This window comes from Streptomyces sp. NPDC093252, from assembly GCF_040683675.1.
Lineage (GTDB): Bacteria > Actinomycetota > Actinomycetes > Streptomycetales > Streptomycetaceae > Streptomyces.
Genome location: NZ_JBFBEM010000014.1, coordinates 1 through 16495 on the forward strand (window position 1 = coordinate 1; position 16495 = coordinate 16495).

A 16495-nucleotide genomic window follows, 5' to 3' on the forward strand; every position below is an offset into this window, starting at 1 on the left:
CCTCTTGCGCCGTCCTGTGGGGGCTGCTGTGGGTCGCTCTCTTCCATCCACCACCCCCCCCCCCCACCCCCCTATATGTCCGGATACCTGTCCGGATACCTGTCCGGCGCTCATGCCCGTCCGGAGTGAACGGTGCGATGTTTCACGTGAAACACCGCACCGCCGGAGCGGGCGTCCCGGTGAGGACATCGGGCGGGGCCGAGCCGGGACAGTGGGCCGAGCCCAGCCGGGCCGGGCCAGCGGGCCAAGACACCCGGTTGGGACACCGAGCCGAGACAGCGGGCCGGGGCACCTGGCCAGGACGCCGGGTCAGGACACCCCGGCTCAGACGTCCTTGAGGCACAGCAGGAACTCGGCACCGTCCCCGGTCTGCGCGTAGAAGCTGGTGGCGTCCTCGACCTTGCGGCACTCGGTCTCCGCCGTGAGGGAGGTGAAGGTGCCGTCCACCTTCTTCAGGACCTCCACCTCGGCGTCCGCGGAGCCGCACTCCACGATCTCCATCTCGTCCGTGGACGAGGACGCGGACTTCAGACAGTCGCCCACGGCGGCCTGGTCGGCGTCGTCACGGCTGGCTATGAACGCGCCGATCGCCACACTGGCGACCGCCACGGCGATGACGATGTTCTTGATGGTCTTGAAGCTGAGCTTGCGGCGCGGCTGCTCCGGCGGCACGGGGGCGGCGCCGAAGGGGTTGCCCTGCTGGGGGAAACCGGGCTGTTGGGGGATATCGCCCTGCGGAGGAGTCTGGGCCTGACCCTGGGCGAAGGGGTTCTGCCCCTGCGGCTGGGCCGGCGGCTGGTTCTGGGCGAACGGGTTGCCCTGGGGCGGAGTTGTCACGTGGGAATCCCCCTGCACATAACGAATGGATCAGCAGCGCGAATTGACCGCGCTTAAGACCCGCATAAGTTATCCGCCCCCACTGACAACCCAGCCCTTCCGGCCATGTCTGTGGCCTTCATGTGACACTCACCGTCGATCAAAGCGGGCCATAGCCGCAGCAACCACGGCATAGATCGCCCCGACGGTGAGCACCAGCGGCACGGACCGCCCGTCCGGCGGCAGCATCAGCGCGGCGACCCCGGCCGCGCCCACGAAGGCGACGTTGAACAGCACGTCGTAGACGGCGAAGATCCGGCCGCGGAAGCCGTCGTCGACCGTGGACTGCACGACGGTGTCCGTGGCGATCTTCGCGCCCTGGGTGACCAGGCCGAGCACGAAGGCCGCGCAGAGCAGCGGCACGGTCGCGAAGGGCAGCCCCAGCGCGGGTTCCAGGACGGCCGCGGACGCCGAGCAGACGACGATCCAGCCGATCGGCCCGAACCGGCCGACCGCCCAGGGCGTGATCACGGCCGCCACGAAGAATCCGGCGCCGGAGATGCCCAGCGCCAGCCCCAGCAGGGCGAGGCCGTCGTCGGTGGTCGAGGTGAGGGCGTAGCGGCAGAGCATCAGGACGGTGACGGTCAGGGCGCCGTAGCAGAAGCGCATCAGGGTCATCGCGCCGAGCGCCCATGCGGCCTCCCGGCGCCGGGGCGCGGCGAGGTGCCGTACCCCGGCCAGCAGATCGCGGACGGTGCCGGTGAGGGCGGCGCCGAGGCGGGGCTGGATCAACGCGGGGTCGGGGCCGAGCAGTTCGCGCGGGATGCGCAGCGCGGCGAGGGCGCCGCACAGATACAGTCCGGCGCCGACGAGGACCACGGCGGCGTCGGAGTCGGAGAAGAGCAGCCGGACGACGAAGGCGGCGCCGCCGCCCGCGGTCGCGGCGAGCGTTCCGGCGGTCGGGGAGAGGGAGTTGGCGATCACCAGCCGGTCGGCGTCGACGACCCGGGGCAGCGCGGCGGACAGGCCCGCGAGGACGAAGCGGTTGACGGCGGTGACGCAGAGCGCGGAGGCGTAGAACAGCCAGTCGGGGACGGAGCTGATCATCAGCAGGGCGGTGCCGGTGGCCAGCACGGTGCGCAGCAGATTGCCGTACACGAAGACCTGGCGGCGGCGCCAGCGGTCGAGGAGGACGCCCGCGAAGGGGCCGACCAGGGAGTAGGGGAGCAGCAGGACCGCCATCGCGGAGGCGATCTGGGCGGGGGTGGCCTGGCGCTCGGGCGAGAAGACGACGTAGGTGGCGAGACCGACCTGGTAGGCGCCGTCGGCGCCCTGGGAGAGCAGCCGCACGGTGAGCAGTCGCCGGAAGTCCCGCAGGCGCAGCAGAACGCGCAGATCACGTACGACGGCCATGGGGCCCAGCCTCACATACGGGGAGGGTCCCCGGGCGCAATGCCCCGGGGACCCTCGGTGGACCGTCCCGGAAGGGGAGCGCGGTGCGCCCGCCCTCCGGCTCACGAGGTCAGGTCAGCGCTCGACCTCGCCCTTGATGAACTTCTCCACGTTCTCCCGCGCCTGGTCGTCGAAGTACTGGACCGGCGGGGACTTCATGAAGTAGCTCGACGCGGAGAGGATCGGGCCGCCGATACCGCGGTCCTTGGCGATCTTCGCGGCGCGCAGGGCGTCGATGATGACACCGGCGGAGTTCGGGGAGTCCCAGACCTCCAGCTTGTACTCCAGGTTCAGCGGGACGTCGCCGAACGCGCGGCCCTCCAGGCGGACGTAGGCCCACTTGCGGTCGTCCAGCCAGGCGACGTAGTCGGACGGGCCGATGTGGACGTTCTTCTCGCCCAGCTCCCGGTCGGGGATCTGCGAGGTGACGGCCTGCGTCTTGGAGATCTTCTTGGACTCCAGGCGGTCGCGCTCCAGCATGTTCTTGAAGTCCATGTTGCCGCCGACGTTGAGCTGCATCGTGCGGTCCAGGATCACCCCGCGGTCCTCGAACAGCTTCGCCATGACGCGGTGCGTGATGGTGGCGCCGACCTGGGACTTGATGTCGTCACCGACGATCGGGACGCCCGCCTCGGTGAACTTGTCCGCCCACTCCTTGGTGCCGGCGATGAAGACCGGGAGGGCGTTGACGAAGCCGACCTTGGCGTCGATGGCGCACTGGGCGTAGAACTTCGCGGCGTCCTCGGAGCCGACGGGCAGGTAGCAGACGAGGACGTCGACCTGCCGGTCCTTGAGGATCTGGACGACGTCGACCGGCTCCTCGGCGGACTCCTCGATGGTCTCGCGGTAGTACTTGCCGAGGCCGTCGAGGGTGTGGCCGCGCTGGACGGTCACGCCCGTGGAGGGCACGTCGCAGATCTTGATGGTGTTGTTCTCGGAGGCGCCGATGGCGTCCGCGAGGTCGAGACCGACCTTCTTCGCGTCGACATCGAACGCGGCGACGAACTCCACGTCACGGACGTGGTACTCGCCGAACTGCACATGCATCAGGCCCGGCACCTTGGACGCCGGGTCGGCGTCCTTGTAGTACTCGACGCCCTGCACCAGCGACGCGGCGCAGTTGCCCACGCCGACGACGGCTACGCGAACCGAACCCATTGCGGTTGCTCCCTGTGTGTGTACTCGATATGTACTCGGTGTGAGGCCCTGACGGGCGTCACATGGCGGTGCCACCGGGCGTATCCGGCCGGGGGGTGTCCCCCGGCCGGGGCAGGACGCCCGGCGCTCCAGTGGTGTCTGGTGTGTCTTGTGTGCCTGGTGTATCCGGTGTGATCCGTGTGTGCTGCGGGCTCTGCTGGGCCGAGCCGTCCGTACCGGGTGCTCTGAGGTCCCGGCCGGCCCGCTCGCTCTCGATCAGCTCGTTCAGCCAGCGCACCTCCCGCTCCACGGACTCCATTCCGTGGCGCTGGAGTTCGAGCGTGTAGTCGTCGAGGCGCTCCCGGGTGCGGGCCAGGGAGGCGCGCATCTTCTCCAGGCGCTCCTCCAGCCGGCTACGGCGGCCCTCCAGCACCCGCATCCGGACATCGCGCGAGGTCTGCCCGAAGAAGGCGAACCGGGCGGCGAAGGTCTCGTCCTCGTACGCGTCGGGGCCGGTCTGCGAGAGAAGCTGCTCGAAGTGCTCCTTGCCCTCCGCGGTCAGCCGGTAGACGATCTTGGCGCGGCGGCCCGAGAGCGGGGCCGCGAGGGCCTCCTCGGCGGTGTGTCCCGGTTCCTCGATCAACCAGCCGTTGGCGACCAGCGTCTTGAGGCAGGGATACAGCGTCCCGTAACTGAACGCACGGAACACTCCCAGTGATGTGTTGAGTCGTTTGCGCAGCTCATAGCCGTGCATCGGGGATTCGCGGAGCAGGCCGAGTACGGCGAACTCAAGGATCCCGGAACGCCGGCTCATGTCGCCTCCTCTCTGCCGCGGCCCGTCTCGCTCTGGTCTCGCTCTGGTGTCCGACGGGCGCCGTGACGGTCTTTATGTCGCGCTGATGTATCGACTCGATACATCACGACGATAGAACGGCCTTCCGGGTGGGACAAGAGGGAGAACGGTGAACGGCGTCACATCACTGATTCGTAGGCGGCAAGTTGCCTGTTTTGGGGTGAACTTCGGGGCTAGGCGGGTTTTGACGGTGCGTAGTCTGTCCGCCATGCAGACCACCGGGAACCACGGGGAGCGTGGGGACGTCATGGTCCTCGGTGCAGTACGGAGTGAATGCGGTACCGCGCGCATCCGTACTTCGGGGGGACCGGAAACCAGCCGCTGTTTCCAGGCGCGCACGGATGCGCCTGCCCGAGGAGTAATCGTTCGATGAGCGAGCACCGTCGCAAACCGCCGCAGCCGCAGGAAGGCGGACGTGCCGCGGCCCGACGCGGCCCGAGCGCTCCGGCCGCCGGCCGCCGTGCGGCACCGCGAGGCGCCACCGGGTCTTCCTCCGACGCCTCTGGCTCGGGTCATGGGTCGGAGGACGAGGAGCGGCCCTACGGAGGCCGAGCCGAGGCCCGTCGCGCGGCGCAGAGAAGCACCGGAGCCGGCCGTCGCAGGGCGGCCGAACCGGGGGGCCGGGCGGGCGCCCGGCGCGGGGCCGGGGCCAGACCGCGGGGCGCCGCACCCGGCAAGAAGCGGATCATCGACTATCCGCGCGCGGACAAGGACGGCTGGCGCCGCTGGATGCCGTCCTGGCGGCTGGCGTCCGGCCTGAGCCTGGCCTTCCTGGGCAGCCTGGTCGCCGTCGCCGGTATCGGCTACGCCCTGGTCGGCGTGCCCGACGTGGCGCTGACGGCGACCGCGCAGAACAACGTCTACTACTGGAGCGACGGCTCCGAGATGGTGTCGACCGGTGGGGAGACCAACCGGCAGATCGTCAATCTGCCGCAGATCCCCAAGGCGATGCAGGACGCGGTGATCTCGCAGGAGAACAAGACCTTCGAGACCGACAGCGGCATCGACCCCAAGGGCATCGCCCGCGCCGTGTTCAACATGGCCAAGGGCGAGGACACGCAGGGTGGCTCCACGATCACCCAGCAGTACGTCAAGAACGCGATGCTGGACGACCAGTCCCAGACGCTCACGCGTAAGTTCAAGGAACTGTTCGTCTCGATCAAGGTGGGCACCTCCGTCCCCAAGAACGAGATCATGGAGGGCTACCTCAATTCGGCGTACTACGGGCGCAACGCCTACGGCATCCAGGCCGCCGCGCGCGCCTACTTCAACAAGGACGCCATAGACCTGAACCCGGGTGAGTGCGCCTTCCTCGCGGCGACGCTCAAGGGCGCCACGTACTACGACCCGGCCGGTGCCACCAACATCGACCCCGCCGCCACCGACACGGCGAACAAGAAGCGGGCCCTGGCCCAGATGCAGGACACCCTCGACAAGATGGTCGAGTACGGCCACCTCAACGCCGGGGACCGGGCCAAGTACATCGAGCTTCCCGAGGTGCAGAACCCCCGCTTCAACACCGCCCTCAGCGGCCAGATCGGCTATCTGGTCGACCTCGCCAACGGCTACCTGGTCAACAACGAGGAGAAGACCGGTATCTCCGAGCAGCGGCTGCGCGAGGGCGGCCTCTCCATCCACACGACCTTCGACAAGAAGAAGGTCGACCAGTTGGAGAAGGCGGTCCAGGAGGTCCAGAAGGAGAACATCGACCCCGAGAAGCGCCCCGAGGAGGACACCCACGTCCAGTTCGGCGGCGCGTCCGTCGACCCGGACACCGGGGCCATCGTCGCGATCTACGGCGGTGCGGACGCCACCAAGCACTTCACCAACAACGCCGACCAGACCGGCGCCCAGGTCGGCTCGACCTTCAAGCCGTTCGTGCTGGCCGCGGCGATGAACTGGGGCATCAGAGACCCCGAGCTGGGCCCCGTCCAGGCCCAGGACGAGCGCACCAAGGTCTCCCCGAAGAGCCTCTACAACGGCAAGAACAAGCTCAAGATCGAGAACTACGACGACTCCATCTGGCGCAACGAGAAGGGCGAGGAGTGGCTCCAGGTCAACGACGGTGACGAGACGTACGGCGACCCGCCCAACTACGAGATCGATCTGCGCACGGCCATGCAGTACTCGGTGAACTCCGCGTATGTGCAGCTCGGCATGGATGTCGGTCTGGACAAGGTCAAGGAGGCGGCCGTCGACGCCGGGGTGCTGGAGAGCAGCCTCGCCGGTATCGACTTCCCGTCCTTCTCCCTGGGCATCTCCGACCCCAGCGCCATCCGGATGGCGGGCTCCTACGCCACCTTCGCCGCCAGCGGCAAGCAGAACGATCCGTTCTCCGTCACCAAGGTGACCAGCAAGGACGGCGAGATCTTCACCTACGAGACGGCGCCGAAGGAGGCGTTCACCCCGCTGGTCGCCGACAACGTCACCGACGTACTGAAGACCGTGGTCGAGGACGGCACGGGCACCAACGCCCAGCTCGAGGGCCGTGAGGTGGCCGGCAAGACCGGTACCACCGACGACAACCTGTCGGCCTGGTTCGTCGGCTACACCCCGCAGCTCTCGACCGCGATCAGCATGTTCCGCTACCCGGACGACGAGACGGTGAAGAACCGTACGTTCCTGTCCATGTACGGGACCGGCGGCCAGGAGTCGATCCACGGTGCCTCGTTCCCGTCGGAGATCTGGCAGGCGTACATGGCCGAGGCGATGAAGGGCACCAAGGCGGAGAAGTTCCCCGAGCCCGAGCCCATCGGCGATGTCGTCAACGACACCCCCTCACCGACGCCGACCCCGACGATCACGGAGACCGAGGAGGAGGAGAGCCCCACACCGACTCCGTCGCCGACCCCGACCCGGACCACGTCGTCGCCCTCCCCGAGCGCGACCTGCACCGACTTCCTCGGCTGCGAGGACGACGGCGGCACCGACAACGGAGGGACCGACACCGGAGGCACCGACACCGGAGGCACGGACGGCGGTGTCCCCGGGTCACCCGACCCCTCGGCCTCCTCGACGGCGAACGGCGGGAACAACGGCAACGGGAATGGGAACGGGAGCACTGACGGCGGTCTCTTCGGCGGATCCGGCTAACCGGATCCCGCCTCCGGCGGTGACCGGTCGGCCGGACCCTTGCCCCCGGGCGGTGAACGGTCGACCGGGGCTCTGCCCTCAGCGGTGGCAGGTCGGCCGGACCCTGGCCCGCCGGCGGTGACCGGTCAGCCGGATACGGGCTCTCGCGGGCATCGTCGGCCGCGCAACCGTCCCTCGCGGTCACCGATCGGGCCGCACAACCGCCCCTCGCGGATGTTTCACGTGAAACAGCTCGTTGATCCATCTCGCTGTTTCACGTGAAACACGCTCCGCCGCAGGCAGCAGGGCCGTCGCATCGAGCGGATGCGGCGGCCCTCGTCGTTCCCCCTGCGGCGTACGGCAGGATGTCCCCCATGCCCAGTGCAGAAACGACGCAAGCGAGCGCGCGCGAGCCGGACACCGTACGTCCCACCAAGGCGGACAAGGTCGCGGCGAGCGGCAGCGAGCTGATCGGCGGTCCTCTCGGCCGGCGCGCCCTGCTCGGGACGTCCTGGTGGACCCCGGTACGGGTCATCGTGCTCGTGGCGATCGGCATGTTCGCCCTCGGCCTGGTCCAGAAGGCACCCTGCTACGACGGGGCCTGGTTCTTCGGCGCCAGCTCGCAGTACACGCACGCCTGCTACTCCGACATCCCGCACCTCTACCAGGGGCGCGGCTTCGCCGACGGGCTGGTGCCGTACTTCGACCGGCTGCCCGGCGACATGGAGTACCTGGAGTATCCGGTGCTCACCGGGGTCTTCATGGAGGCCGCCTCCTGGCTCACCACGGGCAGCGGCAGCATCCAGCACCAGGAGCAGTGGTACTGGATGGTCAACGCCGGGATGCTGATGGTGTGCGCGGCGGTCATCGCCGTCTGCGTCACCCGCACCCACGCCCGCCGCCCCTGGGACGGTCTGCTGGTCGCCCTGGCGCCCGCGCTGGCGCTGACCGCCACCATCAACTGGGACCTGCTGGCGGTCGCCCTGACGGCTGCGGCGATGCTGATGTGGTCGCGGGGCCGCTCGCTGGCCTTCGGGGTGCTCCTGGGCCTCGCCACGGCCGCCAAGCTGTATCCCTTCCTGCTGCTGGGACCCCTGCTCGTGCTGTGCTGGCGGGCAGGGAAGTGGCGTGACTTCGGCAAGGGCCTCGCGGGCGCAGCCGTCGCCTGGGCCGTGGTGAATCTGCCGGTGATGCTCTTCGCGTTCGACGGCTGGTCGAAGTTCTACACCTTCAGCCAGGAGCGCGGTGTCGACTTCGGTTCGTTCTGGCTGATCCTCGCCCAGAACTCCAGCGACCCGCTGAGCACCGAGACCGTCAACACCCTGGCCACCCTGCTGATGCTGCTGAGCTGCGCGGGGATCGCCGCCCTCACCCTGACCGCGCCGCGCCGGCCCCGCTTCGCCCAGCTCGCGTTCCTGATCGTCGCGGCGTTCATCCTCACCAACAAGGTCTACTCACCGCAGTACGTGCTCTGGCTGATCCCGCTGGCCGCGCTGGCCCGGCCCAAGTGGCGGGACTTTCTGATCTGGCAGGTGTGCGAGGTGGCGTACTTCCTCGGCATCTGGATGTACCTCGCGTACACGACCAGCGGCGACGCCCACAAGGGCCTGCCGACCGACGGCTACCACTGGGCCATCGCCGCGCATCTGGCCGGGACGCTCTATCTGTGCGTGATGATCGTCCGGGACATTCTGATGCCCGAGCGGGACGTGGTCCGGCTGGCCGGTGACGACGACCCGTCCGGCGGGGTGCTCGACGGGGCGCGGGACGTTTTCGTGATCGGACCGGCGGGGCGGGCGGCGGGCCGCGACGGTGACGGCGAGCGGGACGCGCAGGACGACGTTCCGCTGGTGTCCTGGGGGAGTCGTTCGCCCTGAGTGAACAAGGGGCCTGGGGTGGGCGGAGAAGGTGTCCCGGGCCGGGACCGGGCTGATGTGGGGAAGGGCCGTACGCGAGGTGCGCGTACGGCCCTTCCTGGTGCCCGGGGCGGGAGCGGCGCCCCGGAATGGTCTGGGAGTGGTCTTGGGAGCGGACCTGGGAGCGGTCCTGGGAACGGCCGGTCCTCGGAGCTCGGAGCTCGGAGCCGTCTTGGGAACGGCGGCCGATCCTGGGAACGGTCTCAGCGGTCCACGATGCGGTCGAACTGGGTGGTGGTGTGCCGCAGATGGGCCACCAGCTCGTCGCCGACCTTCGGTTCGGGCGCGTCCGAGGGCACGAACAGGATCGACACCTGCATGTGCGGCGGCTCCGCGAACCAGCGCTGCTTGCCGCCCCAGACGAACGGCGCCAGATTCCGGTTGACCGTGGCGAGCCCGGCACGGGCGACGCCCTTGGCGCGCGGCATGACGCCGTGGAGCGCCTTGGGGGCCTCCAGGCCCACCCCGTGCGACGTCCCGCCCGCCACGACCACCAGATAGCCGTCCGAGGCCGTCTTCTGCTGCCGGTAGCCGAAGCGGTCGCCCTTGGCGACCCGGGTGACATCCAGGACGGCGCCGCGGTACTCGGTGGCGTCGTGGTCGCCGAGCCACAGCCGGGTGCCGATCCGGGCGCGGAACCGGGTCTGCGGGAACTGCTGCTGGAGCCGGATGAGTTCATCGGACTTGAGATGGCTGACGAACATCGTGTGCAGCGGCAGCCGGGCCGCGCGCAGCCGGTCCATCCAGCCGATGACCTCCTCGACGGCGTCGGAGCCGTCGGCGCGGTCCAGCGGCAGATGGATGGCGAAGCCCTCCAGCCGGACGTTCTCTATGGCGGCGTGCAGTTGCGGCAGGTCCTGCTCGCTGATGCCGTGCCGCTTCATCGAGGACATCACCTCGATGACGACCCGTGCGCCCACGAGGCCGTACACGCCGTCCACGGAGGACACCGAGCGGATCACCCGGTCCGGCAGCGGCACCGGCTCCTCACCGCGCCGGTACGGCGTCAGCACCAGCAGATCGGCGCCGAAGAAGTCCTTGATGCGCGCCGCCTCGTACGTGGTGCCGACGGCGAGGATGTCCGAGCCCATCCGGGTGGCCTCCTCCGCCAGCCGTTCGTGCCCGAAGCCGTAGCCGTTGCCCTTGCAGACCGGGACAAGTCCCGGGAACTGCTCCGTCACGTGCTTCTGGTGCGCCCGCCAGCGCGCGGTGTCGACATACAGCGTGAGCGCCATGGCCGGACCTGGAACCTTTCTCGTGGCTGCGGTGTATCAGAGGTGAAGAGTGATGAACCTGCGGTGTATCAGAGGTGAGGGTGTGAAGGAAACAGGTGTTCCGGTCTCAGCGGCGCGACATGTAGATGTCGAGCGCCTTGTGGAGCAGCTTGTTGAGCGGGAAGTCCCACTCGCCGAGATACTCGGCCGCCTGCCCGCCGGTGCCCACCTTGAACTGGATCAGACCGAAGAGATGGTCGGACTCGTCCAGCGAGTCGGAGATACCCCGCAGGTCGTAGACGGTCGCGCCGAGCGCATAGGCGTCGCGCAGCATCCGCCACTGCATCGCGTTCGAGGGCCGGACCTCCCGGCCGATGTTGTCGGAGGCCCCGTAGGAGTACCAGACATGGCCGCCGACGATCAGCATTGTCGCCGCCGAGAGGTTCACCCCGTTGTGCCGGGCGAAGTACAGCCGCATCCGGTTGGGGTCCTCGGAGTTGAGCGCCTTCCACATCCGCTCGAAGTACGACAGCGGGCGTGGCCGGAAGTGGTCGCGCACGGCGGTGATCTCGTACAGCCGCTGCCATTCCGGAAGGTCGTGGAAGCCGCCCTGGACGACCTCGACGCCAGCCTTCTCGGCCTTCTTGATGTTGCGCCGCCACAGTTGGTTGAAGTTCTTGTGGACCTCTTCCAGCGACCGGTTCGCCAGCGGCACCTGGTACACATACCGGGGCTGTACGTCGCCGAAGCCGGCCCCGCCGTCCTCGCCCTGCTGCCACCCCATCCGGCGGAGCTTGTCGGCGACTTCGAAGGCGCGCGGCTCGATGAAGTCCGCCTCGGTGTCGCGCAGCCGCTTCACATCCGGGTTCTGGATGCCCGCCTTGATGGACGTGGCCTCCCAGCGCCGGATGATCACCGGCGGGCCCATCTTCACGGAGAAGGCGCCCTGCTGCTTGAGATGGGCCAGCATCGGCTGGATCCAGTCGTCCAGATTCGGCGCGAACCAGTTGATGACCGGGCCCTCGGGGAGATACGCGAGATAGCGCTTGATCTTGGGAAGCTGCCGGTAGAGCACCAGACCCACGCCCACCAGTTCACCGCTGCGGTCGTCGAACCAGCCGAGGTTCTCCGACCGCCATTCCGCCTTGACGTTCGCCCAGGCCGGGACCTGCATGTGGCTCGCCGAGGGCAGACTCTGGATGTACGCCAGATGCTGCTCGCGGCTGATGGTCCTCAGGGTCAGGCTCATGTCGGGGCGCTCCTCGGGCTGGTGTGTCCCCATGGGTACAGGGGCTCCGGCTCTCGCGCCGAAGCCTACTGCGCCCGACCTCCGGCCCGACCGGGCGTACGGCACCGGCGCCCTGGCGGGGTGGGGCGCGGGGGTGAGGGGTGGGGTGTGGTGGGGGTGCGTGGGGGTGTTCGGAGCGGGGTGGTGGGGGGCCTCGCGGTGTGGTGGGGGCGGGGGCGTGGGGGTGTGATGTGTGTGAGGTGCGTGGGGGTGTGTGGTGGAGCGGAGGGTCGGTTCGGTGCGGGGTCACCGTGAGGTGGGCCGGGCCTGGCCAGACCGGCGCATGGCTGGGGTGGGGCAGAAGGCCGACGGGGTGTCGGCGCATCGGTCGCCGGTCCCACTGGCTGGCGGGACCGGTCGACGGGGTCTTTGGTTGGTTGGACCGGGTGGAGGGACCGGGTCCAGGACCGGTTGGTGGTACCCGTGGGTGGGCCGCGTTGATGAGTCCTTCGGTCGGACGTACCGGACAGGCCGGCCGGACCGGCGGCCGGGGAACGCTCGGCCGGGAGGGCGGTCGGTCGGGTGGCGGTCGGCTGGGCCGTCCGGGTCAGAAGACTCCGCCGAAGAGGCCCCCGTGTGCCATGCCCAGGAAGAACCCGACACCGGAGAAGCCCAGGCCCAGGATCAGCCCGAAGCGCTCACGCGTGGTGACCGAAACCCACTGTCCGTAGGCGCCGGTCAGGATCCCGATCAGCCCGGCCCAGGAGCTGATCAGATGCAGGCTGTGGAACTGGGCGGTGACAAAGGAGAGGATCCCCAGCGTCAGCGTCACCGCGAGCAGGGTGTCCTGGAGGGGATGGGGCTTGTCGTCGGTGGCGAACAGGGAACCGGCGGTGTTGGGTCGCAATGCCTGTGCCATGGGGCACCTCCTGCGAGAGGGCGGCGCATCGTAGCGCCATACACACCCGTTGTGTACAGATTGTGGGCCCTCCCGGCCGGATTTCAACCGGACGCGGGTGTGCGGGTAGTCTGTACTCTCTGCACCGGTGTCTGCCCAGTCCGGGGCCGGAGCACACTGCCCAGGTCCGGAGCGGGAACGCCCCGACGACCCTCGATTGTCAGTGGCGCCCGATACCGTTGCGTACGCATCACAACCCTCCTGCCACGGAACGACCGTGGCCGCTGAGTCCAGAGGAGGTGGGTTCCACATGCGTCACTACGAGGTGATGGTCATCCTCGACCCCGATCTTGAGGAGCGCTCTGTCTCTCCGCTGATCGAGAACTTCCTTTCTGTCGTCCGTGACGGCGGCGGAAAGGTCGAGAAGGTCGACACCTGGGGCCGTCGTCGTCTCTCGTACGAGATCAAGAAGAAGCCCGAGGGCATCTACTCGGTCATCGATCTGCAGGCCGAGCCCGCGATCGTCAAGGAGCTCGACCGCCAGATGAACCTGAACGAGTCGGTCCTCCGGACCAAGGTCCTCCGCCCCGAGACCCACTGAGCCTCGGCTCAGAGGATCCCGGGATTCGAGTAGCAGCAAGCAGCCAGCAGCAAACCCGCCGAGAGGTTCACCCATGGCAGGCGAGACCGTCATCACGGTCGTCGGCAATCTTGTCGACGACCCCGAGCTGCGCTTCACCCCGTCCGGTGCGGCCGTCGCGAAGTTCCGTGTCGCGTCCACTCCCCGCACCTTCGACCGCCAGACGAACGAGTGGAAGGACGGCGAGAGCCTGTTCCTGACCTGCTCGGTCTGGCGCCAGGCGGCGGAGAACGTCGCCGAGTCGCTCCAGCGAGGCATGCGCGTCGTCGTGCAGGGCCGGCTGAAGCAGCGGTCCTACGAGGACCGTGAGGGTGTGAAGCGCACGGTCTACGAGCTGGACGTCGAGGAAGTCGGGCCCAGCCTGCGCAACGCCACGGCCAAGGTCACCAAGACCAGCGGCCGGGGTGGCCAGGGCGGTGGCGGCGGCTTCGGCGGCGGCGGTGGCGGCGGCCAGCAGGGCGGCGGCTGGGGCGGTGGCTCCGGTGGCGGTCAGCAGGGCGGCGCTCCGGCCGACGACCCCTGGGCGACCGGCGCTCCCGCCGGTGGCAACCAGGGCGGCGGCGGTGGCTGGGGCGGAGGCTCCAGCTCCGGCGGCGGCGGTGGCGGCGGCTACTCGGACGAGCCCCCCTTCTAGTACCGACGGGCCCGGTGCCCGTGGTCGAAGGCGGGTCGTACCCACACTTCTTGATCACACAGGAGAAACACCATGGCGAAGCCGCCTGTGCGCAAGCCGAAGAAGAAGGTCTGCGCATTCTGCAAGGACAAGGTCCAGTACGTGGACTACAAGGACACGAACATGCTGCGGAAGTTCATTTCCGACCGCGGCAAGATCCGTGCCCGCCGCGTGACCGGCAACTGCACGCAGCACCAGCGTGACGTCGCCACGGCCGTCAAGAACAGCCGTGAGATGGCGCTGCTGCCCTACACCTCCACCGCGCGCTAAGGGAAGGGTGACCGAGACATGAAGATCATCCTCACCCACGAGGTCACCGGCCTCGGTGCCGCGGGCGACGTCGTCGACGTCAAGGACGGTTACGCTCGCAACTACCTGATCCCGCGGAAGTTCGCTATCCGCTGGACCAAGGGTGGCGAGAAGGACGTCGCGCAGATCCGTCGTGCGCGCAAGATCCACGAGATCCAGACCATCGAGCAGGCCAACACCGTGAAGGCCCAGCTCGAGGGTGTGAAGGTCCGTCTGGCCGTCCGCTCCGGCGACGCCGGTCGGCTCTTCGGTTCCGTCACCCCGGCCGACATCGCCTCGGCGATCAAGGCCGCCGGCGGTCCCGAGGTCGACAAGCGCCGGATCGAGCTGGGCTCCCCGATCAAGACCCTGGGCGCCCACGAGACGTCCGTGCGTCTGCACCCCGAGGTGGCCGCGAAGGTCAACATCGAGGTGATCGCGGCCTGACGCCGCGCGCTCGGTGCAGTTGCTGAGCTGATGGAAGGGCCGTACTCCGCCGGGTACGGCCCTTCTGCATGGCCGGATCAGGGGCCGGCCGAGCGGTCGCGCCGGTGATGTTTCACGTGAAACGGGGCGGTTGGGGTGAGCGGGGCATGGGTGGGCGCTCCGCTGGGGTTGGGGTGCGGGGTGTGGGGTGCGGGTGTGGTCCGCTGGGTGTGGGGTGCCGTGGAATTTGGGCGGGTACCCCGGGCGGCGGGAGCCCTGCCCGGTGCCGATGAGGCGGACGGGTGGTTCGGTTGCCCCGGTCAGCGGGCCGCGCCCGTGACGATCCAGCGGCCGGAGCGGGTGCGCCACCACAGGGTCAGCAGTCGCATGGTCATCATCAGTGTCATGGCCAGCCACAGTGCGGTCAGTTCGCCGCCGAGGGTCGGGACCAGCAGGGCGACCGGGGCGAAGACGGCCAGGGTGAGGATCATGGCCCAGGCCAGATAGCGTCCGTCGCCCGCACCCATCAGGACGCCGTCCAGGACGAAGACCACCCCGCAGATCGGCTGCGAGAGGGCCACGACGATCAGTGCGGGCAGGGCCGCGTCGGTGACGGCGCTGTCGCTGGTGAACAGGGGCAGGAAGAGCGGGCGGGCGGCGATCACGAGGAGACCGAGGCCGACGCCCACCGCGATCCCCCACTCGACCATCCGGCGGCAGACCTGCCGGGCTCCCTCCACGTCCCCGGCGCCCAGATGGCGCCCGATGATGGCCTGCCCGGCGATGGCGATGGCGTCGAGGGCGAAGGCGAGCAGGCTCCACAGCGACAGAACGATCTGATGGGCGGCGATATCGGCGTCCCCGAGCCCCGCGGCGACGGCGGTGGCGATCATCAGGATCGCGCGCAGGGACAGCGTACGGACCAGAAGGGGGACGCCTGCCTGGGCGGAGGCGCGTATCCCGGCGGCGTCGGGGCGCAGGGAGGCGCCATGGCGGCGGGCGCCCCGGATGACGACGAAGAGATACGCGGCGGCCATACCGCACTGGGCGATGACCGTGCCCCAGGCGGATCCGGCGATACCGAGCCCGGCGCCGTAGACCAGGACGACATTGAGGACGGCGTTGGCGATGAAGCCGGCGAGGGCGACGTAGAGCGGGGTCCGGGTGTCCTGGAGGCCGCGCAGGACGCCGGTCGCGGCGAAGACGACGAGCATGGCCGGGATGCCCAGCGCGGAGATGCGCAGATAGGTGATGGCGTAGGGGGTGGCCGTCTCGGAGGTGCCGAAGAGGCCGACGAGGTCCGGGGCGGTGGGCAGGACGACGGCGATGACGGCGGCGCCGAGCAGCAGGGCCAGCCAGATGCCGTCCATGCCCTGGCGGATGGCGGCCGGGAGGTCACCGGCGCCGACCCGGCGGGCGACGGCCGCGGTGGTGGCGTAGGCGAGGAAGACGAAGACGCTCACGGCGGTCAGCAGCAGGGCGGAGGCGACGCCCAGTCCGGCGAGTTGGGCGGTGCCGAGATGGCCGACGATGGCGCTGTCGGCGAGGACGAACAGAGGCTCGGCGACGAGTGCGCCGAAGGCCGGGACGGCCAGCGCGACGATCTCGCGGTCGTGCCGGCGCCGGGCAGCCTTGGGTGTCGCGGGAGCCTGTGTCATGAGCACAAATGTAATCGTCCACAGGTAAGAGATGCAAAGCGATTGCGACCCTTACTTGTGGTTGCGGTGTGTGTGTTCCTCCGTACGGCTTGAAGTGATCTTGGGCCGACTGGGGAAGTTTTTCTTCTGCACAGCCGGTGGATGGTGAAGTTGCAGGTCAGGGATACTGTGTCGGGGGTCGGCCGGGCTTGTTCACAGCGCTGTCCACCGGGTCGTGCACAGGT

At 69.0% G+C, this 16495-nt stretch carries 14 protein-coding genes; 6 read left to right on the forward strand and 8 right to left on the reverse strand.

Annotated features, from left to right (window positions below):
• Positions 1-324 precede the first annotated feature (324 nt).
• From AB0O01_RS26980 to AB0O01_RS26995, 4 genes are all read right to left on the reverse strand, one after another.
• Positions 325-837 carry a hypothetical protein gene (locus AB0O01_RS26980; protein WP_365317271.1) on the reverse strand — a complete coding sequence of 171 codons (513 nt, stop codon included), beginning with the start codon at positions 835-837 and terminating at the stop codon, positions 325-327.
• Positions 838-966: 129 nt separating this feature from the next.
• On the reverse strand, positions 967-2229 hold the full coding sequence (locus AB0O01_RS26985; protein ID WP_365317273.1) for an MFS transporter: 1263 nt from the start codon (positions 2227-2229) through the stop codon (positions 967-969).
• Positions 2230-2343: 114 nt separating this feature from the next.
• Entirely contained in the window at positions 2344-3426 is a 1083-nt protein-coding gene (locus tag AB0O01_RS26990; RefSeq protein WP_362752507.1) for an inositol-3-phosphate synthase, read from the reverse strand.
• A gap of 58 nt (positions 3427-3484) precedes the next feature.
• Positions 3485-4219, reverse strand: a complete 735-nt coding sequence (locus tag AB0O01_RS26995; RefSeq protein ID WP_365317274.1) for a helix-turn-helix transcriptional regulator — start codon at positions 4217-4219, stop codon at positions 3485-3487.
• A gap of 408 nt (positions 4220-4627) precedes the next feature.
• On the opposite strand from AB0O01_RS26995, the gene AB0O01_RS27000 reads away from it, so the two are divergent.
• Both AB0O01_RS27000 and AB0O01_RS27005 read left to right on the forward strand, forming a co-directional pair.
• Positions 4628-7351, forward strand: coding sequence for a transglycosylase domain-containing protein (locus AB0O01_RS27000; protein WP_365317276.1), 2724 nt, complete (start codon positions 4628-4630; stop codon positions 7349-7351).
• A 353-nt stretch (positions 7352-7704) separates the two neighbouring features.
• Positions 7705-9207 carry a glycosyltransferase 87 family protein gene (locus AB0O01_RS27005; protein WP_365317278.1) on the forward strand — a complete coding sequence of 501 codons (1503 nt, stop codon included), beginning with the start codon at positions 7705-7707 and terminating at the stop codon, positions 9205-9207.
• Positions 9208-9449: 242 nt separating this feature from the next.
• On the opposite strand, the gene AB0O01_RS27010 is transcribed toward AB0O01_RS27005, so the two are convergent.
• From AB0O01_RS27010 to AB0O01_RS27020, 3 genes are all read right to left on the reverse strand, one after another.
• A complete protein-coding gene (locus tag AB0O01_RS27010) occupies positions 9450-10481 on the reverse strand; it encodes an alanine racemase (protein ID WP_365317280.1) in 1032 nt (343 codons plus the stop codon).
• Between the two features lie 106 nt (positions 10482-10587).
• A complete protein-coding gene (femX, locus tag AB0O01_RS27015; RefSeq protein ID WP_365317282.1) occupies positions 10588-11709 on the reverse strand; it encodes a peptidoglycan bridge formation glycyltransferase FemX in 1122 nt (373 codons plus the stop codon).
• Positions 11710-12295: 586 nt separating this feature from the next.
• Positions 12296-12607, reverse strand: coding sequence for a hypothetical protein (locus AB0O01_RS27020; protein ID WP_365317284.1), 312 nt, complete (start codon positions 12605-12607; stop codon positions 12296-12298).
• Positions 12608-12896: 289 nt separating this feature from the next.
• Here AB0O01_RS27020 and rpsF point away from each other — a divergent pair, with 289 nt between their 5' ends.
• From rpsF to rplI, 4 genes are all read left to right on the forward strand, one after another.
• Positions 12897-13187: a 30S ribosomal protein S6 gene (rpsF, locus tag AB0O01_RS27025; protein WP_365317286.1), complete on the forward strand. Its 291-nt coding sequence runs from the start codon at positions 12897-12899 to the stop codon at positions 13185-13187.
• 73 nt (positions 13188-13260) lie between these two features.
• Positions 13261-13860, forward strand: coding sequence for a single-stranded DNA-binding protein (locus tag AB0O01_RS27030; protein WP_365317288.1), 600 nt, complete (start codon positions 13261-13263; stop codon positions 13858-13860).
• Positions 13861-13932: 72 nt separating this feature from the next.
• A complete protein-coding gene (gene rpsR / locus AB0O01_RS27035) occupies positions 13933-14169 on the forward strand; it encodes a 30S ribosomal protein S18 (protein WP_006381652.1) in 237 nt (78 codons plus the stop codon).
• Positions 14170-14187: 18 nt separating this feature from the next.
• The gene (gene rplI / locus AB0O01_RS27040; protein ID WP_365317290.1) at positions 14188-14634 is read left to right on the forward strand and encodes a 50S ribosomal protein L9; all 447 of its coding nucleotides are present in this window, start codon (positions 14188-14190) and stop codon (positions 14632-14634) included.
• 299 nt (positions 14635-14933) lie between these two features.
• On the opposite strand, the gene AB0O01_RS27045 is transcribed toward rplI, so the two are convergent.
• Positions 14934-16271: an MATE family efflux transporter gene (locus tag AB0O01_RS27045; protein ID WP_365317292.1), complete on the reverse strand. Its 1338-nt coding sequence runs from the start codon at positions 16269-16271 to the stop codon at positions 14934-14936.
• Positions 16272-16495: the final 224 nt, after the last annotated feature.

Excerpts from the sequence above, each read along its gene's own strand:
- AB0O01_RS26985 (WP_365317273.1), bottom strand. The coding sequence starts at position 2,229 with ATGGCCGTCGTACGTGATCTGCGCGTTCTGCTGCGCCTGCGGGACTTC.
- rplI (WP_365317290.1), top strand. The coding sequence starts at position 14,188 with ATGAAGATCATCCTCACCCACGAGGTCACCGGCCTCGGTGCCGCGGGC.
- rpsR (WP_006381652.1), top strand. The coding sequence starts at position 13,933 with ATGGCGAAGCCGCCTGTGCGCAAGCCGAAGAAGAAGGTCTGCGCATTC.
- AB0O01_RS27010 (WP_365317280.1), bottom strand. The coding sequence starts at position 10,481 with ATGGCGCTCACGCTGTATGTCGACACCGCGCGCTGGCGGGCGCACCAG.
- AB0O01_RS27005 (WP_365317278.1), top strand. The coding sequence starts at position 7,705 with ATGCCCAGTGCAGAAACGACGCAAGCGAGCGCGCGCGAGCCGGACACC.
- AB0O01_RS27045 (WP_365317292.1), bottom strand. The coding sequence starts at position 16,271 with ATGACACAGGCTCCCGCGACACCCAAGGCTGCCCGGCGCCGGCACGAC.
- femX (WP_365317282.1), bottom strand. The coding sequence starts at position 11,709 with ATGAGCCTGACCCTGAGGACCATCAGCCGCGAGCAGCATCTGGCGTAC.
- AB0O01_RS27020 (WP_365317284.1), bottom strand. The coding sequence starts at position 12,607 with ATGGCACAGGCATTGCGACCCAACACCGCCGGTTCCCTGTTCGCCACC.
- AB0O01_RS26990 (WP_362752507.1), bottom strand. The coding sequence starts at position 3,426 with ATGGGTTCGGTTCGCGTAGCCGTCGTCGGCGTGGGCAACTGCGCCGCG.
- AB0O01_RS27000 (WP_365317276.1), top strand. The coding sequence starts at position 4,628 with ATGAGCGAGCACCGTCGCAAACCGCCGCAGCCGCAGGAAGGCGGACGT.
- AB0O01_RS26995 (WP_365317274.1), bottom strand. The coding sequence starts at position 4,219 with ATGAGCCGGCGTTCCGGGATCCTTGAGTTCGCCGTACTCGGCCTGCTC.
- AB0O01_RS27030 (WP_365317288.1), top strand. The coding sequence starts at position 13,261 with ATGGCAGGCGAGACCGTCATCACGGTCGTCGGCAATCTTGTCGACGAC.
- rpsF (WP_365317286.1), top strand. The coding sequence starts at position 12,897 with ATGCGTCACTACGAGGTGATGGTCATCCTCGACCCCGATCTTGAGGAG.